General features: G+C 54.4%; 22 protein-coding genes. 2 read left to right on the top strand and 20 right to left on the bottom strand.

The annotated features are described in order from the left end of the window. Positions 1-8 precede the first annotated feature (8 nt). The 17 genes from NIM86_RS17230 to NIM86_RS01430 all read right to left on the bottom strand — a co-directional run bounded on the left by NIM86_RS17230 (position 9) and on the right by NIM86_RS01430 (position 16,859). Positions 9-950: a GNAT family N-acetyltransferase gene (locus NIM86_RS17230; RefSeq protein WP_253378527.1), complete on the bottom strand. Its 942-nt coding sequence runs from the start codon at positions 948-950 to the stop codon at positions 9-11. Positions 951-961: 11 nt separating this feature from the next. Continuing rightward, positions 962-1,789, bottom strand: coding sequence for a sulfotransferase (locus tag NIM86_RS01355; RefSeq protein ID WP_253378530.1), 828 nt, complete (start codon positions 1,787-1,789; stop codon positions 962-964). 4 nt (positions 1,790-1,793) lie between these two features. After that, positions 1,794-2,408, bottom strand: a complete 615-nt coding sequence (locus tag NIM86_RS01360; RefSeq protein WP_253378532.1) for a sugar transferase — start codon at positions 2,406-2,408, stop codon at positions 1,794-1,796. Between the two features lie 123 nt (positions 2,409-2,531). Then, complete coding sequence (locus NIM86_RS01365; RefSeq protein ID WP_253378534.1) at positions 2,532-3,659, bottom strand: glycosyltransferase family 4 protein; 1,128 nt, start codon at positions 3,657-3,659, stop codon at positions 2,532-2,534. Further along, positions 3,656-4,804, bottom strand: coding sequence for a hypothetical protein (locus NIM86_RS01370; protein WP_253378536.1), 1,149 nt, complete (start codon positions 4,802-4,804; stop codon positions 3,656-3,658). Before NIM86_RS01370 ends, NIM86_RS01365 begins: the two co-directional genes overlap by 4 nt. 9 nt (positions 4,805-4,813) lie before the next feature. After that, entirely contained in the window at positions 4,814-6,115 is a 1,302-nt protein-coding gene (locus tag NIM86_RS01375) for a hypothetical protein (RefSeq protein ID WP_253378539.1), read from the bottom strand. Further along, positions 6,112-7,170, bottom strand: a complete 1,059-nt coding sequence (gene wecB, locus NIM86_RS01380) for a non-hydrolyzing UDP-N-acetylglucosamine 2-epimerase (protein ID WP_253378541.1) — start codon at positions 7,168-7,170, stop codon at positions 6,112-6,114. Before wecB ends, NIM86_RS01375 begins: the two co-directional genes overlap by 4 nt. A gap of 25 nt (positions 7,171-7,195) precedes the next feature. Further along, entirely contained in the window at positions 7,196-8,515 is a 1,320-nt protein-coding gene (locus NIM86_RS01385) for a polysaccharide deacetylase family protein (RefSeq protein ID WP_371872842.1), read from the bottom strand. A 92-nt stretch (positions 8,516-8,607) separates the two neighbouring features. After that, a complete protein-coding gene (locus NIM86_RS01390) occupies positions 8,608-9,591 on the bottom strand; it encodes a GNAT family N-acetyltransferase (protein WP_253378545.1) in 984 nt (327 codons plus the stop codon). Positions 9,592-9,601: 10 nt separating this feature from the next. After that, entirely contained in the window at positions 9,602-10,492 is an 891-nt protein-coding gene (locus tag NIM86_RS01395) for a sulfotransferase (RefSeq protein WP_253378547.1), read from the bottom strand. Beyond that, positions 10,489-11,028 (bottom strand): DapH/DapD/GlmU-related protein, encoded by a 540-nt coding sequence (locus NIM86_RS01400; protein ID WP_253378549.1) that lies wholly within the window; start codon positions 11,026-11,028, stop codon positions 10,489-10,491. Before NIM86_RS01400 ends, NIM86_RS01395 begins: the two co-directional genes overlap by 4 nt. 192 nt (positions 11,029-11,220) lie before the next feature. Next, on the bottom strand, positions 11,221-12,450 hold the full coding sequence (locus tag NIM86_RS01405; protein WP_253378551.1) for an oligosaccharide flippase family protein: 1,230 nt from the start codon (positions 12,448-12,450) through the stop codon (positions 11,221-11,223). A gap of 163 nt (positions 12,451-12,613) precedes the next feature. Beyond that, positions 12,614-13,201: an acyltransferase gene (locus NIM86_RS01410; protein WP_253378553.1), complete on the bottom strand. Its 588-nt coding sequence runs from the start codon at positions 13,199-13,201 to the stop codon at positions 12,614-12,616. After that, on the bottom strand, positions 13,198-14,142 hold the full coding sequence (locus NIM86_RS01415) for a Gfo/Idh/MocA family protein (protein ID WP_253378555.1): 945 nt from the start codon (positions 14,140-14,142) through the stop codon (positions 13,198-13,200). The genes NIM86_RS01410 and NIM86_RS01415 overlap by 4 nt, the downstream gene beginning before the upstream one ends. Positions 14,143-14,156: 14 nt before the next feature. Next, entirely contained in the window at positions 14,157-15,455 is a 1,299-nt protein-coding gene (gene tviB / locus NIM86_RS01420) for a Vi polysaccharide biosynthesis UDP-N-acetylglucosamine C-6 dehydrogenase TviB (RefSeq protein ID WP_371872821.1), read from the bottom strand. After that, complete coding sequence (locus NIM86_RS01425) at positions 15,448-16,482, bottom strand: NAD-dependent epimerase/dehydratase family protein (RefSeq protein WP_253378557.1); 1,035 nt, start codon at positions 16,480-16,482, stop codon at positions 15,448-15,450. The genes tviB and NIM86_RS01425 overlap by 8 nt, the downstream gene beginning before the upstream one ends. Positions 16,483-16,535: 53 nt before the next feature. Next, on the bottom strand, positions 16,536-16,859 hold the full coding sequence (locus NIM86_RS01430) for a hypothetical protein (protein WP_253378559.1): 324 nt from the start codon (positions 16,857-16,859) through the stop codon (positions 16,536-16,538). A gap of 583 nt (positions 16,860-17,442) precedes the next feature. Between NIM86_RS01430 and NIM86_RS01435 the strand changes: the two genes are divergently transcribed. Both NIM86_RS01435 and NIM86_RS01440 read left to right on the top strand, forming a co-directional pair. Next, on the top strand, positions 17,443-19,401 hold the full coding sequence (locus NIM86_RS01435) for a nucleoside-diphosphate sugar epimerase/dehydratase (RefSeq protein WP_253378561.1): 1,959 nt from the start codon (positions 17,443-17,445) through the stop codon (positions 19,399-19,401). Then, complete coding sequence (locus tag NIM86_RS01440; RefSeq protein ID WP_253378563.1) at positions 19,398-19,886, top strand: NUDIX domain-containing protein; 489 nt, start codon at positions 19,398-19,400, stop codon at positions 19,884-19,886. The genes NIM86_RS01435 and NIM86_RS01440 overlap by 4 nt, the downstream gene beginning before the upstream one ends. A gap of 172 nt (positions 19,887-20,058) precedes the next feature. On the opposite strand, the gene NIM86_RS01445 is transcribed toward NIM86_RS01440, so the two are convergent. The 3 genes from NIM86_RS01445 to NIM86_RS01455 form a co-directional block, all read right to left on the bottom strand. Further along, positions 20,059-21,081 carry an SIS domain-containing protein gene (locus tag NIM86_RS01445; RefSeq protein ID WP_253378565.1) on the bottom strand — a complete coding sequence of 341 codons (1,023 nt, stop codon included), beginning with the start codon at positions 21,079-21,081 and terminating at the stop codon, positions 20,059-20,061. Between the two features lie 82 nt (positions 21,082-21,163). Further along, complete coding sequence (locus NIM86_RS01450; protein ID WP_253378567.1) at positions 21,164-21,925, bottom strand: polysaccharide biosynthesis/export family protein; 762 nt, start codon at positions 21,923-21,925, stop codon at positions 21,164-21,166. Between the two features lie 11 nt (positions 21,926-21,936). After that, positions 21,937-22,752 carry a tyrosine-protein phosphatase gene (locus NIM86_RS01455; RefSeq protein ID WP_253378568.1) on the bottom strand — a complete coding sequence of 272 codons (816 nt, stop codon included), beginning with the start codon at positions 22,750-22,752 and terminating at the stop codon, positions 21,937-21,939. Positions 22,753-22,802 lie beyond the last annotated feature (50 nt).

A 22,802-nucleotide genomic window follows, 5' to 3' on the forward strand; every position in this document is an offset into this window, starting at 1 on the left:
GCGACTTCTCAGGGCGCTCGGTAAGTCGGAAAGAAACCATTAGCCGGCGGCGGTTGCACCGGCAGACCGGAGAGGCGAGCATAGGACTTAGGGTCAAGAATTACGCGCAGCGCGTGAACGGGCACAGTCAGCCGAGAAAAACCGCGCTTGAAGCGCAAGAGTGCGTCGTCTGCCCCAGCGCGCCCCCCTCCGAGGACGAGGCGAGTCGAGCCACTCATGGCAAGTGTCGCGATGCGATTATGGAGTAAGTGCTTCAGTGGGCTCGCTGCTATTGCCCGGTCAGCCGTGGCGCCAAGGTGATAGTAGGTGATCTCTCCTTGTCGCAGGAAGATTCCCCCAGTCGCCACTCCCTCAGCGTCGTGCGCCAACCATAGTTCGGCCCCCGGTAAGCTGCATAGCGCCGCAAGATAGTCGGCGCTGAAGTGGTAGATGGCAGAGGCTCCGACCCGCCGCATGTTTTCGGTATATATATGGTGAAAGGCAGCGGCGTCGTCTGAGCGCTCTATACGAAGGTCATGACCTCTTCGTAGATCATAGCGGAGTTGTTTCCGATAGCCCGCCATCAAGTCTTCAACGCTCTGAGTCAAATCGATGGCCACAACTTCCCCCACTTCGACACGAATGGCCGAGACGCCCGAGGATTTGGTTTCCGGTAGCGGAGCTGGGGTTTCGTTGGCGAGGCCAAGGCGCAGATAGGCTGCGATGTGTCCCTGCCTGCGTGCCGTTTCGCCCATTTCCGCGAGTCGGGCATCAGTATCGATTATACCTGCTTCATCGGGGACTGCGAAGTTGTCCGGATAGCCGTAAACCGAAACGAGGTCGGTCGCTCTCGTGGCAGAAATTGCCTGTGCGATGAGGCCAAGGACTGGCCCGCCCCCAAGGTCGAAAAAGGCTGGACGGCCGCCGAGGCGGTTAGCTTCAAGGGATACAAATGCGGGGTCGTCGAACACCTGAGGGCACGTCATTGTGGAATGTCCATCATTTGCTCTGGCACCGCGGGCAGACCGAAGTGAGATAGGATAGAAGTTGTCGTTGCACGCGGTGCAGTCGCATAGTCCTCGTAGCACACGCACATTTGTCGTCGGGCGGGCAAGCGGGCAAAGCTCTCTGAGATATGGGCGTCGATGTCGCGAACTTGGGCGAGTGTGCGTGCTACGAGTGGGAGGCCCCCGCTCTCGTTCATGGTCTTGCGGCAGACGGCGCTTTCCCAAGTCTCAGCGGTCCCGCAGTTACCACGGGAGCGGTATAGGCGCGCGAGGGACGCGGCGTTTGCCTCGGGATCGCGGTGGATGCGCAACCAAAGCGAATTGGGCAGGGCCTCAGCTAGTTCCTCAATGAACCATAGGTAAGGGAAGGACTTGAATACAACAGGTTTTTCCCACGCGGCCGCAAAGCGGGCGATCTCTGCGGCCGCGCCGTCTTTCAGCCGCCGCTCGATTGGTTGTGCAAGTCCGTCGAGCCCGAGTATGCGCAGCCAGCCTCGCCCGAACTCATGCGGTTCGCTCAGGCCTTGGGTCTGACCATAGGTCGACTGGCCGCTGAACTGGCTGGGAAGGTCAAGAGCTTGCGCCAGTCGCACGCCCAGTACGAGATTGGTTGTAAATCGGGCGACGAGATTCGTGGTGCTGGCCATGCCGCCGCCATGGCTTAGCGTCTGATAGGCGAGCGTTGTACCTGAGCGCGGTGCACCGCATATGAACACTATCGGCGGTACCTCGGCCGCGACAGGCATGGGGTCCATCGTTTTGATCGCTGCGTTGAGCGCAGAGAAGGCGGCTTCCGGGTTCACGATTTCATACCTCGTGTGCCTGAAGAGGGCGGATGGTGATGTCGTCTACTTGCCCAGAGTTGCGATCATGAGCTACGCCGTCGCCAACTACTACAATCTTTAGGGTGCGCCAAAAGATCCAGAGATCAAGGGCGATCGAATTATGACGCACGTAGATTAAGTCGTAATGAAATCGCCTGCTCCATTTTATGTGGTTTCGGCCTTTGACCTGTGCCAGGCCAGTCACTCCCGGGCGCAACGCAAAGCGGCCCCGTTCGCGCACCGTAAGATAGGGTAGCATCTGTGGCAGGATCGGACGAGGTCCAATCAGAGACATGTCGCCGATAAGAATGTTGAGGAGCTGAGGTAATTCGTCAATCGAAAGCTTGCGGATGATTTTTCCAACTGTAGTAACCCGCTCTCGCGTTGGTTCGCCTTGTGCGTCAAGATAGTGGTCAGCATTCACGATCATCGAACGCAGTTTGTAGACTTGGAAGATGCGTCCTGCCAATCCCACGCGCTCTTGTTTAAAAAATACTGGCCCGCCATCAATTTTAATAGCACAGATAGAAAGAATTATTATTGGAGAAAGAAGGATAAGGCCTAGTCCTGCGCCAAATATATCTAATAATCTTTTCATATTGCATTTAATTTCATTTTAGGGACATTCCGTTTGATCGATATACAGACGATGATCGGACCTTCTTAACATGCTGAATTGGCAAATGCGATGCACATCGAGACACGGCGCGTTGTGCGTTGCCTACAAACCTAGGTGGCGCATGACCTCACGATTTACAGCACCGACTTCGTAGCGATCACGGGCGAGGCGCCAAGAAGCCTCAGCCATACAGGCGATCAGCTCCGGATCATTGATGGCGATCTCCATTACCTTCGAAAGGGCATCCACATCTCGAGCCGGAACGAGAAAGCCGGTCTGGCCATCGTGGACGGTCTCGCGACAGCCCGGTGCGTCTGACGTAATCACACAGCGCCCTGTCGCCATGGCTTCGAGCACGGACCTCGGCGTTCCTTCTCGATATGAAGGCAATACAAAGATACGAGCTTGATCCAGCACAGTGCGCACGTCGCTGCTGGGGCCAAGGTATTCAAGACCGCCATTAGCCCAGCGATCAAGCTCGGCTCGCGTGATCGTATCCGGCCCTTCGTCAAATGGACCGACAAGCAGAAAACGTGCCTGCGGATACTTCGCCAACACGCGCAGCGCTGCCTCGCCATATTCGGCTACCCCCTTGTTGCGCAAAAGGCGCGCGATCATCAAGAAGACCGGCGCCTCAGGCAGGGGAGTGCGTACGTAGTGTTGCAGATCTACGCCCGATCCATTGACAATGGCTATCTTTGTTTCATCCCTTAGACATCCGAGTGCCACGAAGTCCCTTGGGTCATCCGGGTTCTGGAAGATCACTTTGCGGTTACGGTCTGTGGCGGCTCGATACAGCCGTCGTGCAATGCCTCGCACTAGCCGCTGTCTGAGCTTCCTAGTACCGCCTTCTGTGAAGGCGTAGCCAAGTCCCGTCACCATGGCCACGGAGGGAATGCCAAGGCGCCACGCAGCGAACGCACCCCAGATGTTCGGCTTGATTGTGTAGGTGAGAACGATATCGGGGCGTTCACGTGCCATGAGCCGTTGTAATCCTGCACCGTAACGAATATCGGCAAGGATGCCGGCTCCCGTCCGCTGCAACGGCGTTTCATGAACCGCTGCGCCCATCTTCTGCAACCGAACCTGAAGCTCGGGCGTGATGTCGGGAGCTCCGGCGCTAACCTTGTGCCCCGCGAACAGCAAATCACGAATGAGCGGCCCCCGGAAATTCACCAGCGATCTCGGCGAGGACGCCAGAAGCAAAATATGTTTTGATTGGCCGGTCAAACCCGGACACTTCCAATGCTTTTTGCCATTGGCTGCAAAGATGAACTCCGCCTTTCACGCTCCGCAAGAGCCATGGAGGCGGCAAAGAGCAGCCAGAAAAAGGTGAAGCGCGTTCCGTCGTGGGTGATCCCATAAGCCATCGGAGGCACCGTCAAGCAGATGAAGCCTACCAACCCGAAATACTGCCAAAGTCGAGCCGCCCAAATGAAGATGGCGGCCGAAAAAATCATCAGACCAAAAAGGCCATAATTGTTTAAGATGCTGGCAAAGGTTGAATGGACCTCATGCCCGACGATTTCATTGATATTTTGCGTACCCATTCCGAAAAGTAAATGCAGTGGCGTACCATGCAGAAAGGCAAAGTACCCTCGCGCCTCCAGGGAACTATCCCCCTCGCGTGCCATGTTCGCCAGTCTTTTCACGAAAAGTAGATCGTCAAAGGCACCACCCTGGTATTGTTGAAAGAGATATAATAGTCCAATTAGGCCGGCCAGCGCCCAGCCTAGCACCGCGCTGCGTGATCTCACCGGCTTCAATGCTAGAACAATCACTGCAAAATTTGAAATCATGGCGGCCTTGGAAAGAGAGGCAATGGCAAGGAACATTGCAATTGAAAAGATTGCAGCAGCCATCCAGTAACTCAGCTGTTTTTCCCGGTAGAGCAGATAAGTAAACGACAACAGGCAAACAGAAAAGTAACCAAGTTGGTTTGGATTGTTGAATGCGCCAGTTGGTCGGCCTTGACCATCGAGTTCGCTGAGATTGACCCCGAAATAGGCAACCGCCCCAAAGGCGATCGCGGCGGTAAACATTACTCCGAACCGCAATGTTTTTAGGCCTGTTTCCCGCACATGCGTATAGATTGCGGCAACAACAATAAAGTTGAAGAGAAAGAAAACTGCATTAATAAGAAATAGGAGATCGCCGCCCAAGATCACATAAAAACTTTCAACAGCGGAGGCGTAAAGGAATAAAGCGACTAATGCCACAGACCATGGCCTTACGGGAAATCCACGAGCTATGAGAATAATAATAGAATAGGTGAACAGTAATAAATGAGATGGCTGCATCCCGCCCGAATCAAAAACGTAGACGGGCAAAAGTGCAACCCCAAGAATAATTAAATATTTTGTAATTCTATTCAATTTTCTGGTTCAAATCTGCAAATTCTTTGTTGAAGTTCCTTCAAGCATTTCGAGGAATTCGAAAGAAATCCGTTTTCGCGAGAACCGTAAAACCTGTTGAAAGTTAGGGCGATAGCTGTCGTAGAGCCCCCTCCCAGATAGGGTTTCCGAAATTGCCCCTTCCAGTCTCACTTGTTCGTTTTTCGCGAAAACCGTTCCTGTGCCGGTTTGCGATAGAACTCGCCCAATTTCGAAATCAGGCCGGCTTCCAACACAAAGGATCGGGCGCCCCGCCGCAATATATTCGAATATCTTTCCGGTTAAAACGCCGCGGGCCTCTGTTTCCGAGCTCTCCAGAAGGAGAAGCAGCCAAGCGTTGCGTTGGGCATCCAACGCCTGCTGCCGCGATACATGGCCCATAACGCGAATGAATGGTGCGTATTTCGGATTCTGCGAGAGCTCGCGAGCGACATCTACTCGGGCACCGTAGAAATCGACGGTCACGCTCTCCGGTGCTAATTTACCCTTCGCAGCCAAGCTTGCCAAAGCGTCGAGCAGCGGCACTGGATCCCTATGCCCTTTGTATATCATACCGGTATACACGATGCGCAAGGTACCGATTGGCTGGCGTATAGGCTCCCGCAAACGCTTGCGAACCAGATCCTCGTCAATATCAAAACCGTTCGGAAACATTCTTACCGGCTTCGACGTGAGATCACCGAGTTGCTGAACCATGTCGTTGGACACTGCGGTCAGACTGTCCGCATAGCGCCCTACGGCGGCAAGTTCCGTCTCGCGCGACTCGTTGCGCGAGCGCTCTGTTACCTCTCCCAAATGCTTTTGGCTCCAGAGGTCGCGATAATCCGCAACCCAGTGTAGTGACGGATTAGCTTTCTTCATGTCGCTCGCGATCAAATGTGAAGCTGACGGCCCATAGGTACTGACTACGACATCGCACTCTGTTGCCAGCCGGATTGCAGTATCCCTTGCAGCCGCACGCCAAGCCAGTCTGGGATCGCGGTTGGTCCCCACACTCCGCGCAAGCCAAGACTTGACTTTCTTGGCCAGGTTCCGCGCGCGTTGAAACTTGAGCAGCCGGTTGATCAGGCCGCTCCTGACACCGCCATAGGAAATGGAAACCACGCCGACCCCGTCGAGATAAGGCAGGGGCATATCGAGCGGTTCATCAAAGACCTGCTTCACGGAGGTCAAAACGGTCACCACCGCCCCAGCTTCGCTCCAGTATCGCGCCCAAGCATAGGGCCTGTGCGTGCCGATAGCGTTACGCGGCGGCCAGTTATAGGTGACTATCGCAATGCGCAACGGGCTCAAGATATCAGCCTTTCGATGATGAGGTCCGCCGCGACCCCAGTCCCATAGAGAGGTGCGCCGTCGACATCTGATAAAGGTTTGGACAGGGCCGAAACGATACGCGCAGAATCGGCCCCGGCAATCAAATTGTAACCGGCGTCGACAAGTTCCACCCATTCGGTCTCGTCCCGCAGAATAATGCAGCGTCGATTATGAAAATAGGCTTCCTTCTGAAGGCCTCCGGAATCCGACGCGATGACCTTGCAGGCGACTTCCAGCCAAACCATCTCAAGATATCCGACAGGCGGAACAATATGAATGTTCCCTGGCGTCTTAATTCCGAAATCATATAGTCGGGCGCGCGTCCGCGGATGGAGCGGGAGCACAACTGGCTCTTCGGAATTTGCCAAACCGTCGATAATTCCGGCGAGGCGAGCGGGATTGTCGGTATTCTCGGCTCTATGTATGGTGGCCAGAACAAAGTCGCCGATCTTCAGTCCAAGCTTTGCGAACCAGCCAGGCTGCCGAGCCCTGTGCCTGTAGAACAATGCAGCGTCGTACATTACGTCGCCAGAGAGTTCGATGCGCTCAATCGGCAATCCTTCGGTTTTAAGGTTGCCTACCGCTGTATCAGTGGGGGCAAAAAGCAAATCCGCCGCGTGATCGGTCAGAACCCGGTTGATTTCCTCTGGCATCCGCCGGTTGAAGCTGCGCAGCCCCGCCTCGACATGTGCGACTGGGATGTGCAGTTTGACCGCGGCCAGCGCCCCGGCCAGCGTCGAGTTTGTGTCACCATAAACCAGCACCCAATCGGGTTTTTCATCGAGCAGAACACGTTCGATCGCCTCAAGCTGACGACCGGTCATGCTACCATGCATGCCCCCACCAACCCCCAGGTTGTAGTCGGGTTTCGGAATTGCCAATTCTTCAAAGAAGACATCGGACATATTGGCATCATAGTGTTGTCCGGTATGGACTATCATCTCCCGAATCTCAGCGCGGTCCGCAACAACCCGAGAGACGGTCGCTGCCTTGATAAACTGTGGCCGAGCCCCGATGATGGTAACGAGTTTCATCTCCGCACCCTTTCAGATACTTATGCTATCGGTCGAGTGCTGCTTCATACAACGCATAATCGTCCGCACTAGTAAAATGCGAATTGTGCCAGAGGAAAGAGAAACCCCCTCCAAATTTCCGGCACCGATCCTTGAGTCTGAAAATCAGTTCGTAGGCGGCTTCACTATAACCCAATCCCATGTAGCGTCGTGCAACGACCGTGCATTCCATGACTATCAACGGCCTCAGACGTAGTGACATTTGCTTGCGCCGAATCGGGTCAAACGCAGTGTATTCATGACTCGTGCCACACCGGAACCCAGCCTTATCGGCAAATCCCAAAGTGCTGTCATAACTCATGCCGGCGTCATTCCATGCCCGTGCCGTATCCGGCCAACGCCATCGCAGAAAATGCATACGTCCACCCCATTGCTCTTGCTCGATGCCGAGCTGGCGGCAATTATCGAATAGTGACTGCGCCTCCGCTGCGAGGACGTCTGGAGCCAGATAAGTGCGGTAGCTCGGATGCAGACCTATCTCATGCCCGCGCGCGTGAATTTCTTTTAGCAACGACTGGATCGCTGGATGCGAAAGCGAATAGCCGGCATCGGAACGTGGGTCTGTTCGCCCGCCGAAGAAATAGAAGGCGCTCTTGAGGCCCCGCATTTCGGATTGAGCCATCAAATACTCAAAAGTGTTCATCGGATCGCTGGGCTCAATGCTGCGCGGCGTCCTTACCAGCCTATGGGCAGCGACAGTTAGCCCCTTTGCATTTCGCCTTTTGCGGACCTGGCGGACAACTCCTTTTATCCAAGGCATCGACATGCCGAGACCGAATTCGCTGGGCGCGTCGACGTCATGCGAGACGTGCATACGGAATTTTGAACGGCGTAACCGCAGCGAGGGAAAGCGGGTCGACAACTCGTTGCGCAACAATGCGACATACTCGTCAATGATTGGTCTGTCGAGGAACCCCTGCCGCACAGCGAGCGTACATGCTCCGGGGAAACGATCGTGATCGTCAAGCACTCCAATTGACAGCTCTTCGATCCGGGCCAGCATCCAGAATGCCGACCCGAAAATGTCGATCGGAATTTCGGCACCTGGTGCTGAACCGAACAGCACCGGGATTTGTGGTTCGATGAGCGCCTGTCGTTGATCCGGCAACTCGGCAGTCCAAGAACCAAGGGGCTCAACTGGGTTAGAATACCCCTCGGACTGGCCTGCCTGTCGCAACCAGAAATCAGCGCCAAGAATCAGGGGGGCTTCCGCACTTGGCTCTACGCCCGAAGCGAGTGTTATGTGCTTTGCTCCGGCTTTCACTTCTCGCTGGATAGTTACACCCAGCCAATCCTCGAGAACCACTGTCAAGATCCATTCCCACTCAGCGTCAGAGCCGGGAGGCGTGATTATTCGTAGTGCAGGAGCCGACCCTAAATACTTGGCCAAGCCTGACGTCATCGTCCCAATCTCCGCATGGAACGCAGGGCATGCACTGCAATAAGACATCTCGAATTGATGCGTGAGACATTGAAATACTGGGTCTGTGTCGCGCCGAAGCTACGGAAAAACCGTTCGACGGGTTCCAACATTGATCCCTCGAAGTCAAAACTGCTTGAGATGCCGGCAGCAAATCGGATTGCCTCCCATACCACGAAGCTGGTCGCACCGCTATTTCGTAGCTCAGGGTCTCCACCACCGATCAAATAGTACGCGCATTGATCATCCCAAACCAAGTAGCATCCGGCATGGGCGCGCCCCTGACTGTCCTCTGCAATAAAAATCCGCCGCTGCCCACGCGCTGCGCATGCGGTATTGATTCGGCCGACCAAATTGGCCGTATAGGGCATCAACTTGCCCTGTCGCTCGAAGGTCTTTCGTGCTAGCGCTAGCAGCGCGTCCAGGGTCGGCTCCTTACGCAACCTGACCTCGAACCGCTTTTCTGCTTTCCGCACGTCGCTACGGATATTCGAGCTGAAGCCTTTCCAGACCGCATCCAGATCGGCTAAATCAGTTAGACGATAGGTGTATCGTGTCGTCTGGGAGAAACCGCGCCAATGAAATGGCAACCAATTCGCCAGCGAATGATGCCAATTTTGCCTGAAGCTATCATAATCAGGTAGCTGATCTATCAGCGAATAAAAAATATCCTTCTCGGCTGTGAGCCGGTTTTGCTCTCGTCCAGAGCGCTCGGCCAGCCATGGCCCTGTGAACTGGGTCAAAGCAGGTTGGTCGATGAACCTCATCCCGAAACGTCGCTGGATAACGTACGGCAGTGCAGCCTGCACCCGCCCTGATTGTTTAACCAGCGCGACGTTCCAGGCATCCGGCGCAACAGCATCCAACCACCAATCCTGACAAAAGATGGGCACCGATGGATCTTCGGCACAATGAGCGCGATAGAGGTCGATGGGCGTTTGCTCAGCGAGGTTGCCGGTCATAGCGTTTCCTTTAGCCCTTGGCACTTGGAGCTTTCTGAAAAACGGGCAGCGAATACCCATCACGATAGCCAACCCCAATCCATTGCCGCAATCGGTCGATGAGTGCGGGCGACAAATCAGAATGTGAAACTCGAAATATTTGACTCGCTGGGAACAGCTTCAGGTCTTCGTCAATCTGAGCCTCGAGCCGTCGCACTTGCTCTCGGCACATCTCCTCTTCTGGCAATTCGCCGAGATCGGCGCAAATGCGTGGTCGGACGCTCCAGACGGTTCCCGCCGGGACATTAAATTTCCGCCGTGCTTGAAGTATGGATCGGGCGGTTGCATCGAGATCACGTTGAATGAAAATTATACGCGCCTCGGGAAACGCCTCGCAAATGAGCTGTAGACGTTGTCCGGCGTTGAGGTTCTTGAATAATATTGGTCGTCCAAACCATTGTGACGGGAAAGTGACCGCGAAGCGTATTTGCGCCACATCCCTTTGTGAGGTCTCGCCTGTTGCAACGAAATGACGATCTCGCGGCAACCACTGGTACCAGAAAGTCCCGCATTCGCTAGGTGCATGGCCACCATGCGCTCGGGTGTCGCCATAGTTAGCTTCAAAATTCCCATGCGGAATGTTCCGATATCGTCGCTTGCTAAGCCACATCCCGAGGAAAAGGTTGAAATGGAACCGAGCGGTCAAATTGTCGATATAGAGAAGATCAAGCGCATTTGTCAGAGCTTGGTATAGAATAGTGGAACCGCTGCGCGGTGCGCCAATAATGAATACGGGAGCGGGCGTGGGTGTGTCCCGCAAGAATGGTACCATCAGCCCATTAATCCAGGCCAAGACCCTTCGCGACGCCGGCGCAGCGGCGTCACGACCGTATCTCAGGATGCTCCGCAAAACCCGCGTCATTCGCTCGCTCCATGATACGGTTCGAGTTTGCGGATGACCCGTGCCGGAACACCACCAAGGACTTGATCACCTTCAGGAAACGACTGTGTCACCACTGCTCCTGCGGCCACGACAGTATGCGGCCCGAGCACAACCCCCGGCAAAATTACAGTTCGAATTCCTAACCAACTGTTGTCGCCGATCCGGATAGGATCGGCGGCTTCGTAGCGGCGGAAATCCAGCATGTCATGATTCATTGAGATGATCGCAACGTTAGGCCCCACCCAGACATTTCGACCAAACTCGATACCGTTCCGACCATCGATATGACAGCCGGCACTGAGCCCTGGAAACCGCGTGCCGCGCACGATTTTCTTTGGAGCTTTGATATGGGTGCTGGGATGGACAGGCCAAGGAACATGTCCATTTATCCGCAAGAATTTTTGAAAGAACAGCGTCCTTAGAGCAACTATCGGTCCGAGTTGTTCGAGTCCAAAGACCGGCCTCATAAGAAGCCGCAGAAAACGGCGACCCATACGCAAGATCATCCGTCTCATGACATTCTACCTTTCGACTGGCGAACAAGGGTCTTCATAGCATTTGTGCCTAAGTCATTTTGGACCTTGATGCCGGGCTTAATCAAACTCACCTGCGCAACATGAGTGCCTCGGCGCATGAGATCCAGCGCCCATCGCAATATTCTTCGAATGCACAAAACGACCGATGCGAAGCGCTCTATTCCCAAGAAATCATGCATGTTCGGTATTGTTTTTGCTTTCAGAAACTGCCAAGCAGTATAGGATTGGTAAATATGAGACATATACGAAGAACAATGACCAGTTGAACCAGGTCAGGAGCGTTTCAGCGTCCCAGTTGTTAAAATAGGCGACGCCAAGCACAAGCGCACTGACTACCAGTAAAAAGATATTGATTGCCAGAGCATGCCGGTTGTCGGTCAGGCTAGCGGTCCCACTTAAGGGCGAAACGACAAAACGCGCTGCAAAGAGAGGCATGAGGATAGCTGCGTATCTGCCTGCGACAGCCCATTCGCTCCCGAATACGAAGCCAAAGATGGGTTCGATGACAAAATAGAGCGAGCCGAACAAGAGGACTGATACGGCCATCAGCGCCGCCATACCTTTCACGAAGCTGCGCTTTGCCGATCCTGTCTCGCGGATCTCGTGCGATGCCTCACGCATAAAAACTTGTCCTATTGGCATGGCAACCTGTTGGAGAGGGGCACCCAAGACCCGCATTGCCAGCGCATAGAATCCCAAAGTAGTTGGCCCTAACAGCATTGGTATGACAAAGTTGAGGAGATTGGCGTTCCCAACATTCACCAATCCAGCTGGGACTGAATACAGCGGGAACCGCCTGTATTTTTTCGCCATAACCCAAAGTTCGGACCAATGCCAGGGCCGATGGCCTCCAACATGAGCCAAGCCATTTCGGATAAGCGGAAGATTGCCAGCGCCATTCGTGAAGGTGCGCCCCAGAACCAATCCGCCTGGACCTGTGATGACTAATCCCAGCGCCACCTGCAGTGCCGCCTGCACCAAAGCCTTGACAATATTAGCGGTCGCGATCGCTTTGTAGGCACCCAATCGAATATTTGCCGATTGTGCGACAGAGAATATTCCGCTCAATAGGACCGCGATCGGCAGGAACCATAGCCAACTTTCCAATTGGGGCATATTCCACCATTCGGCGACCTTGCTTTGAAGCAATAAAACGCCCAGCAAAATCCCAGTCGAGACGGCAACCGCGACCATTCCGCCAAGAACAGCGATATTGTAGGCTTCACCTTCATGTTTAGGCAAGTAAATTGCCATCTCGTATCGTCCATTGGCGACGACCGCGGCAATTTGAGCAAAGGCTCCAAACAAAGCCAATACAGCAAAATCCTCTGGTGTATAAAGTCGTGTGAGAATTGGACTGATAGCAACGAGAATAAGTTGTGAAAACGTCGTTCCAGACATCAGTACGAAGAGGCTTCGAAAGGGTGAAGACCTTTTGATTTTCATCTCGGCAATTGACCGAGCGCACCTGCGATACGCTCGATATCCTCGCCTAACCTGACAATCCCCACATCGATTTGGATGCATATGCGGTCTTCTTGGACGGCAAGGTCGACCTCGGTGATCACGAGTGCGACTCCTCGCAACTCAGCGTACTGCCTTTCAGGACATAGGTGTCGCCCGTGTGCGGGCAGGTGGTTTCGGCATTGCCTTCAAGCGGCAAGTCCAAACGTTCGCCATGGACGCTCATCCAGCCGATCTGGCGGGCAGGGACGCCGACCATCAGGGCAAAGTCCGGCACATCGCGCTGCACCACAGCGCCAGCACCGACGAAAGCGAACGCGCCGATGGTGACTCCGCAGACAACCGTGCAGTTGGCCCCCAACGTGGCGCCGCGCCGCACCAGCGTGTCGCGGTATTGATCCTTGCGCTCAATCAAGGCACGGGGGTTGTAAACATTGGTGAAGACCATTGATGGCCCGCAGAACACCCCCTCTTCTAGTGTCACATTGTCATAAACCGAGACATTGTTCTGTACTTTGCAGAGATCGCCGATCACGACATTATTCCCGACAAAGACATTCTGGCCCAGCGAAACGCCCTTGCCAATTCGGGCGCCTCCACAGACATGCACGAAATGCCAAACCCGGCTGCCCTCGCCAATCTGAGCACCGTCATCGACGATGGCACTTGAATGGATCTGACAGCTCATGTCCGCGCCCGTGATACAAATGGGTGTTGCTCACCGCCTGTCACGGTCGTTGCGTTGCGGATCCGTGCGACTGTTTCGATCGCAACGCGGTTTTCCTCCAAGCCAAAACCACGTCCTCCGAGGATTTCCTCATAGCTTCGTGTGTGCAGGTCAGTGAAGCCATCCGAGAACTCGATGTTGTCGCCATCTGCCGTAATGGCGCGGAAGGTGCGTTTGCCCTTGGCGCGTTCGGCGTCGGGAATATCGTTGACGTCAATCGACAGGAACCAGCGCACGCGGGCACGTTCGTATTCCAGATACCCTGCGGCCTTAGTAGGGGTTGCAAGGTGGACGACGCTTTGCTGAACAGCGCCAAAAACAAAATGCAGCATATCATAGAAATGCACGCCAATATTGGTGGCGATGCCGCCAGATTTCTCCGTATTGCCTTTCCAGCTTTGCAGATACCAGTGGCCGCGCGAGGTGATATAGGTTAGGTCCACATCGTATTTTTTACTCGGGTCGCCCGATTGCACCTGCTCGCGTAGCGCAATGATCGATGGGTGTAGACGCAGTTGCAGGATCGTGTTGATCTTGCCGCCGGTGTCGGCCTCTATCTCTTTGAGGCCGTCGATATTCCAAGGGTTTAGAACCAGCGGCTTTTCGCAGATTGCGTCGCCCCCCGAGCGCAGCGCAAACCGCATGTGGCTGTCGTGAAGATAGTTCGGTGAGGCGATAGCCACGTAATCCACTCCTTTTCCCGAGCGGCGCAACTTGTCGATGTGCCGGTCGAAGCGCTCAAACTCGGTAAAGAAATCCGCTTCGGGGAAATGGCTGTCGATGATTCCGACCGAGTCATTAGGATCAATCGCCGCGACTAGGTCATTGCACGTCTCGCGGATGGCGACCATATGGCGTGGGGCAATGTAACCGGCGGCGCCGATCAATGCGAAACGTTTCATGGCGGTTTCCTGTGTCATAGCCGCAAATCACTTTGATCGGCGGGGAGAATATATTTCAGATCATAGAGGACATGGTCCTCCCGCCCCAGCTTGCGGAGACCCTGCACACCCACCGCGGCGAATTCTGTGTGCGCCACGGCCAGGATGATGCCATCATACGCGCCCGGTTGCGGCTGGGCGATTGGCGTGATGCCGTATTCATACTGTGCTTCAGCGACGTCTACCCAAGGGTCATGTACGTCAACGATGATCCCGTAATCCCGCAACTCGGTGATCACATCGATCACGCGAGTATTGCGCAAATCTGGACAGTTTTCTTTGAACGTTAGCCCCATGACCAGGACGCGCGCACCCTGCACATGAATGCGCTTTTTCAGCAGTGCCTTGACCAGTTGTCCCGCCACATAGGCCCCCATCCCGTCGTTCAGACGCCGACCGGCTAGGATGATTTGGGGGTGATAGCCGATCGCCTCCGCCTTGTGCGTCAGATAATAGGGATCAACCCCGATACAGTGCCCCCCGACCAGACCGGGGCGGAACGGCAGGAAGTTCCACTTGGTCCCCGCTGCCTTCAGTACCGCCTCAGTATCAATGCCCAAGCGGTTGAAGATCACGGCCAGCTCGTTGATTAGCGAGATATTCAGGTCGCGCTGGGTGTTCTCAATGACCTTGGCCGCCTCGGCTACGCGTATCGAAGACGCCTTGTGCGTTCCCGCAGTGACAATCGAGGCGTAGAGATCGTTGACGAAATCCGCGACCTCCGGCGTCGAGCCAGAGGTGACCTTGGTGATCGTAGTCAAGCGGCGGGTCTTGTCGCCCGGATTGATCCGCTCTGGGCTATATCCGGCAAAGAAATCCAAGTTGAACTTCAGCCCCGATACGCGCTCCAGAACTGGTACGCAGTCCTCTTCGGTCGCCCCGGGATAAACGGTCGATTCATAGATCACCACATCGCCCCGCTTGAGTACCTTGCCGATGGTTTCCGAGGCCTTGATCAAAGGCGTCAGATCGGGGCGCTTGTGGTCATCAATGGGAGTCGGGACCGTGACAATGTAGGTATTGCATCGTTCTAGGTCGGATAGGACCGATGAAAATCGAAGATGGACTGCCTCTGTCAGCTCATCGTCGCTAACTTCGAGCGTCGAGTCATGCCTAGCCTGCAAGGCTTCGATACGTTTGGTGTTGATATCGAAGCCGACCACAGTCCGGTATTTGCCGAATTCCACGGCAAGGGGAAGACCGACATAGCCAAGGCCAATCACCGCAATCTTGGAAGATTCAAGGGAAAAAGAACACATATTAGTCTCAGACATTGTAATATTCGCGGTACCACTCAACGAAGCGCGCAATACCGTCGCGAAAATTCGTTTGCGGACGATACCCTGTCAGGTTTTGCAAAAGAGAAGAATCAGCCCAAGTCGCGGGCACGTCGCCCATCTGCATCGGCATGTAATTGCGGATCGCCTTTTTGTCCAAGGCCTCTTCGATGGCGTCGATGAAATCCAGCAGGCGCACCTTGTCGGAATTGCCGATGTTCACGATACGGAAGGGGGCGACAGGGGACAGGCTGTCCCATTCGGGGATGTCTTCGCGTGATGCCGGGCGCTCGGGCACTGCATCGATCAGCAGCCGGATGCCCTGGACGAGGTCGTCGACATAGGTGAAGTCGCGATACATGTCACCGTGGTTGTAGATATCGATCGGGCGATCTTCAATCATCGCCCCAACGAATTTGTAGAGCGCAAGATCGGGGCGCCCCCAGGTACCATAGACCGTGAAGAAGCGGAACATGGTGGTCGGTAAGTTCCACAGGTGCGCATAGGAATGCGCCATGCTTTCGTTGGCTTTTTTCGTCGCGGCATAGATTGTAAGCTGAGTGTCGGCTTTTTCGGTTTCGGTGAATGGCATTTCGGTATTCGCACCGTAAACCGACGAGGTGGATGCCATAAGTAGGTGATCGACCTCAAGCCGCCGCGCCGCCTCCATCACATTGAACGTGCCAACCACGTTGCTGTCGATATAGACGCGGGGGTTTTCTAGGCTGTAGCGCACACCGGCCTGAGCCGCGAGGTGGATGATGACGTCAGGTTCAAATTCGTCGGCAAGTTTGTCGAACTTGGCCTGATCTTCTAGCATGCCCTCTGTGGCAGAGAAGCCTGGGTTTTGAAACAACATCGCCTGGCGCCGATGCTTTAAGGTGACATCATAATAATTTGTCATCCCGTCATAGCCATGAACTCGGAACCCCTCGGCCAAAAGAAGCTTGGCTAAATGAAAGCCGATGAAACCGGCGGTTCCTGTGATGAGTACTTTGCGTTTATTCACGTTGGGCTCACTCATTGTCTAGGGCTGTGTCGAACTGGTCCCCAATCCATCATTTTCCAATTTCGAAATCAGCGCCTCGATCTCTTCTTGAGCGCCTCGTAATCTTCAATCTTCTGCGCCAGAAACCCACGCGTAAGAGCAGCCTTCTGAGCAATATCTTTGGGCGTCAGGATATACGCATATCGGTGCTTGTCTTCTGCCGCTATAAAATTTCCTAGCTCCACAAGCACTTTTTCGATGAGTGAATTGAGCACACAATTAATGCCTCCCACACTGACGGTGATAATGGCCATTCCTGCCAGGTCGCGCTGTGACATTTCGGAAATATCTTGCAAGAAACGAAGCCCGGGAAAATGCTTGTCTTTCTGAAGGTTGGTGCGCTTTCTGTTCATTTCAGGATGGGAAGCATCCCCTCAGCATACCTTGTCTATCGACTCTCGCAGGGGAGTCGTTAGAGGAGTTGCATACGTGGGATATCAAGAAGTTCATATGGCTTTTCGGGCTTGCAGATATGCTGCTTGGCTATATCGCATTGCCGACCGACATTTACCGTGCATCTCAACACCTTAGCAAATGGCGGAGGTGTTGGGCATGGTGAGCAAAGAATTTTTCTCTGGGGTTTGGCTATAAGCGGTGGCAGCTGTGGACAAATTGAAATCGGCCGCAGACATACCAAAGGGCAAATCTCATGAAACGTATATTGGTCAGCGATGGTACGCATGCGGCCGGCGGTCATAACTTTGAACGACCCACTTTTTGACAGCGAATCTGTCAGGAAATTTCCTGAAATTATCAAGTATGTAGAGCCACGGGACAGATTCAGTTAGCCTTGGCCCAAACCATATTCAGTTTCAATCGAAGAAACCGAGTCTGTACCAGAATGCTGACATGCTAAACAAATGCAAGTTTTGATCCCCGCCGCGCTAATTGGGTCAAGTAAGCGGCTATGATAAAAATTTTGTAGGATTGTCGTAAATGCAGAAATTTATTGAGCACCTCTCTTTATTGCGCAGGTGGAAAAAAGTCGGTCTTCAGCTAGCAATAGACGCAACTTTCATTGCGCTGTCATTCATTGGCGCCATGGCATTTCGTTTAGAGAGCTTCGTTTTTCTGACAAAACCGGAAATTTGGTCAACGATCATAATTGCGACAGCAGCAGGTCTTAGCGCGTTCTGGCTTTCCGGTCTTTACCGTACAATGGTTCGTTTTATCACCGGGAAAATACTAATCCCTGTCGGCAAAGCCTCGTTATTTACCTCATCAGCACTTTACTTAGGAAGTTTAGTATTAGATGCAGATATCCCGCGCTCAGTGCCATTCATTTTTGGAATTTTTGTCTTTTTGTCGGTATGCGGGTTACGTTTCATCGCTCGGACATTTTTCCGTGCTCCTATCCATCCGTATAAACAACCGGTGATTATTTACGGTGCCGGTGACGGTGGCCTTCAGCTTCTCAATTCTCTCTTCCACGGGCGAGATTATGCGCCTGTTGCTCTGGTTGATGATGATCCGAGCCTTCAAACCCTATCCGTTGGGGGCTTGCGTGTTTATGCACCAAACCGAATTCCGCGCTTGGTTAAAGAGACAGGTGCACAAGTCATTCTACTAGCGATTCCAAGCATAGAACGTGCGCGTAGGCGCGCAATCGTCTCGTCACTGGAGGATCTTCATGTAGAAATCAAGACCATCCCAGGCCTGAACGAAATCATCAGCGGACGAGCAAAAATATCAGAGCTGCGAGTCGTGACAGCAGAAGATTTATTGGGGCGCGATCCTGTAGCACCGGACACAAATTTGTTGGGAAAAGATATCACTGACCGTGTTGTCATGGTGACGGGAGCCGGCGGCTCAATTGGCAGTGAGCTGTCTCGGCAAATCCTTAGCCAAAGGCCCTCGACCCTCGTGCTCTTCGAAGTTTCTGAGTTCGCACTTTACAAGATCGAGGCTGAGTTATCGGAGCATGCGACCCGGCTATCGTATTCCACCGATATCGTGCCGATCCTCGGGTCTGTGCAGTCAATGCAGCGACTGCAAGACGCAATTCAGGCCTTCGGGGTGCAGACGCTTTATCACGCGGCAGCTTATAAGCATGTCCCTCTAGTCGAAGAAAATGTCGTAGAGGGCATTCGTAACAACGTCTTTGGAACGCTGGCCGCAGTAACGGCGGCAAAAAATTGTCGCGTTGAGAAATTCATTATGATCTCTACGGATAAGGCGGTGAGGCCGACCAATGTCATGGGCGCAACCAAGCGGCTCGCAGAGCTGATTTGCCAAGCCCATGCTAGAAGCTCTTTGGCCACCACCTTTTCGATGGTACGCTTTGGAAACGTGCTTGGTTCGTCAGGCTCCGTCATCCCGCGGTTTCGTGCCCAGATCGAAAGTGGTGGTCCTGTAACCGTTACTCATCAAGATATTACGCGATACTTTATGACCATCCCTGAAGCCTCACAGTTGGTCATCCAAGCTGGCGCAATGGGAACGGGCGGTGACGTCTTCGTGCTAGATATGGGAGAACCTGTCAAAATCTTGGATGTCGCCAAAGGCATGATAAAATTGCACGGCCTAACGCCGTACATGGTCGATCACTCAGATCAAAGCATGCCTGATCAAGGCGATATCCCAATTTGTATTACCGGGCTACGTAAAGGCGAAAAGCTTTACGAAGAGCTACTGATTGGAAATAACCCGTCGCCTACATCACATCCCCGGATAATGACAGCGTCGGAGGTTTGGGTACCGATGGACAAGCTACAGCCCATCCTGGACCGTCTTTTTCAGGCATGTGAACGTGTTGACTTACCCGCCATCCTCGACATTCTGCACGAATTGCCACTGGAATACCGGCCGGTTGGAGGTGGGATCACTCATTGGGGCGTTCGCGTTGATGATGGAGACACAAACGTCCCCAGCGCCAATGGCGAGACGAGCCTATGACTTCGTTCACTCATCAGAAAAGCGGTCTGCATCGTCAGTTGTTTCTGCAGTTGTTACACACCTATTTTATAATGAAGCGTGGACTAACGCTCGGTGTGCGTGCGGTTGTGCGTTCAGAGGACGGAAAGTTTTTATTGGTGCGCCATACCTATACGCCTGGCTGGCATTTTCCCGGCGGCGGCGTTGAGAAAGGTGAAACCGCGGAACGCACCTTAACCAATGAGCTGTTGCAGGAGACCGGGCTGCGGTTGACGACAAAACCTACATTGCATGGAGCGTATCACAATAGCGGCATCAGCAAACGTGACCACGTTCTTGTTTACCTCTGTGAGGTTGATGGCACACTGCCAGACACGCCTCCCAGCATGGAAATTTCCGAAATCGGCTATTTTAGCTTCGCCAACCTACCGGATGGGGTTGAGCCAGGAACACTTCGCCGAATGAAAGAGCTCGTTGAGGGCGTGGCTCAGAGTGGCGCTTGGTGAGGAAGGATCTGGCTGATATTCAAGCTTCCGGCTTTGCCCACACCATCAGCGAGGCTGAATTCCGGAGATCATTGGCGGTCAGATGATTGCCTTAGGAGAATGGACAAGCTGCAGGCTTGCGCGCCCTCGATCAAAGGTGAAAGGCATGGTGCGCCAAACAGGTTAACTAGGATCAGACCAGCCCCATCTGCAGCAGTTCTTTCAAATGCGCGGCGCCGATGATCCGGCCGTCCTCATCGCAAATTAGTACCGCGCCGATCTTCCGGCTTTGGCATAGATTCAGAGCATCGATGGCCAAACAGTCAGATCCGATCGTCACCGGCTCGCGCGACATAATATCCTGCGCCGTCTTGTCGAAACATTCGCGTCCTGTCAGTGCGCGGCGCAGATCGCCGTCCGTGACGATGCCGACGATATTGCCCTCGTCGCCGACCACTCCGGTGATTCCAAGACGACCATCGGTAATCGTCGTAATGACATCGGCCATCGGCGCATCGAATGCCACGCGCGGCAAGGCGACGCGATCGGGCTGCAGTTCGAGGATCTCACGCAGACGTAAAAGCTGGGCGCCCAGTTTGCCAGCCGGATGAAACTTGGCAAAATCATCACGCTGAAAGCCGCGTGCTCGGATAAGCGCGGCTGCGAGCGCATCGCCCATTGCCAGCATCAACGTTGTCGATGTCATCGGCGCCAGCCCCATCGGGCAGGCCTCTTTCGCCTGAGGCAACAGGAGCAGCAGATCGGCATATTGGCCAAGAGTGGAAGCAGGCGCCGAGGTCATCACGACGAGGAAAATCGAGAAGCGACGGCAATATTGCAATACCGGTTTGAATTCAGCACTTTCACCGGAATTCGAAATGCAAAGGACGATATCGTCCGAACCGATCATTCCGAGATCGCCATGGGCAGCTTCCGCCGCATGGACGAAAAAGGAAGGGGTGCCCGTGGATGCAAGGGTTGCCGCAATCTTGCTTCCGATATGGCCTGATTTGCCGATACCCACGATGATGACGCGCCCCACACAACGATGGATTTTCGCAACGGCACAGGCGAAATCCTCGCCCAGGGAGTCATGCAACTGCCGCAGGCCATCGATCTCGATGCTGACCGTGGAACGGGCCATTTCAACCAGTTCATCGGGTTGGGCCAATGTCACCGACCGTTCCGCACCACTTTGTCGGGCGCTCGCACTCATTCAGTCAATCTCCGTCGGGATACCCCACGCCGCTTCAGGCGGCAGGATGAATGTGGAGCTATGTCTACTCTGATCCGACACCCTACTGCACCAAGGGTACGCCCCGAGCAATGCCCGTTACGCCGCTCGTTGCGACACCGAGCGCCTCTTTAAGGTTACGCATCGCAACTCGACTGCCCGATGCGAAGACTACAACGACATCGCCGCCGTAAAGCCGTGGATCGCGCCGCTTGCCCTTCCGAATGTCTTTCAGCGAATAATTCGCAACGACCCGCTCACTGCCGATATCCCGGAACACATAGACACGGTCGGAATCGGCAATATCCGTGAGACCGCCGGCTTGCGCGATGAGACCCGTCAGCGTCGACTGGAGAGTGCCGTCAAACACGCCAGGCTTGCGCACCTCGCCATCGACCGTGACTTTTTGCGCGGACGACGATTTAACGAATACGCTAACTTGGGGATTTTGCAGGTAAGACTTGCTGTAGGAGGCAGCGATCGCCCGCTCCAGCTCGCTGGCGCTCTTGCCGGCGGCCTGAACGCTTCCGATCAGGGGCAGCGAAATGGCGCCGTTGGCGCTGACCTGTACGGTTCGATCGAGCTCGTCGACCTGAAAGACGTCCACCTCCAGAATATCGTTAGGCGCGAGGGGCTGTTCACCGCTGGCCGAGGATGGTGGCGCCGGCAGATCGGCAACGACGCGGACGCCACCGCTCCGCTCGCCAACCTTCGCATCTGATGCAGCAAGGGAGTTGGCCTCGGGTAAAGCCGTACTCGTGCATGCCGCCAAACCGGCGCCGATCAGTACAAAAACGATGATTCTGGCTAAAGATGTTCGAACCACTGCTACTTCCTTCAGCGTAAAAACCGTTCCCAAAGGGGCCTCGGCGCACGCGAACGCGCGGGAGGCGTCTGTTCTCTTTTTATCTGCTCGAGGGCTTTTATGCCAACCGGTTCCAGTGGCTCATTCTTCAAGATCGATGCCGGTCGTTCTACCGTCATACGCCACTGTTCGGTTTCGCCCATGGCCTCGCCGATCAGTGCGGCCGCAGCGGATAAACGCGGCGAACGCGAAGTCAGATTATGCGCATCTGAAGCGATGATATCGACAAGACCCTCATCGACCATGCGCCAAGCCAGACCCTTGGCCTCACGGCCGAATCGGCCTTCGAGCGATCCTGCTGTCACCTGAACGAGGCATCCGGCCCTAATCATTCCCTCGAACACATCATAGTGCCCGCCCACCCAGCGCAAACGCTCCGGATGGGTCAGGATAGGACGGAAGCCCCCTGCCCTCACTCTCTCAACCAGATCGATCAATTTCGGCGGCAGAAACTGGTGAGGCGGCTCGAAAAGAAAGTAGTCGGATCTGGCCAGCCTATAATCCGGCTCGGCAGCCAGCAGTTCAGGCAATTCGGGACAGACATGAATATCGGACCCACCGCAGATCGTCAGCGGTATACCGGCTTTCTTCAGTTCTTCGCGGAAAGTTGCGACCGCATCACGAATCTGGTCCGAAGTCGTATCGTAGAGCCCAGGTGTTCGATGCGGCGTGCAAGCGATGAGCCGTGTGCCATCCTCCAGCGCCATTTTGGCCATCGCCAAAGAGGTCTGAAGGTCCGGGGAACCATCATCCAAACCGGGCAGCAAATGACTGTGGAGATCGATCATAAACCATATCGAGCGTAAAAAAGGGGTGACAGGAAGAACCTGTCACCCCG

Source organism: Notoacmeibacter sp. MSK16QG-6 (assembly GCF_024158145.1).
GTDB lineage: Bacteria > Pseudomonadota > Alphaproteobacteria > Rhizobiales > Rhizobiaceae > Notoacmeibacter.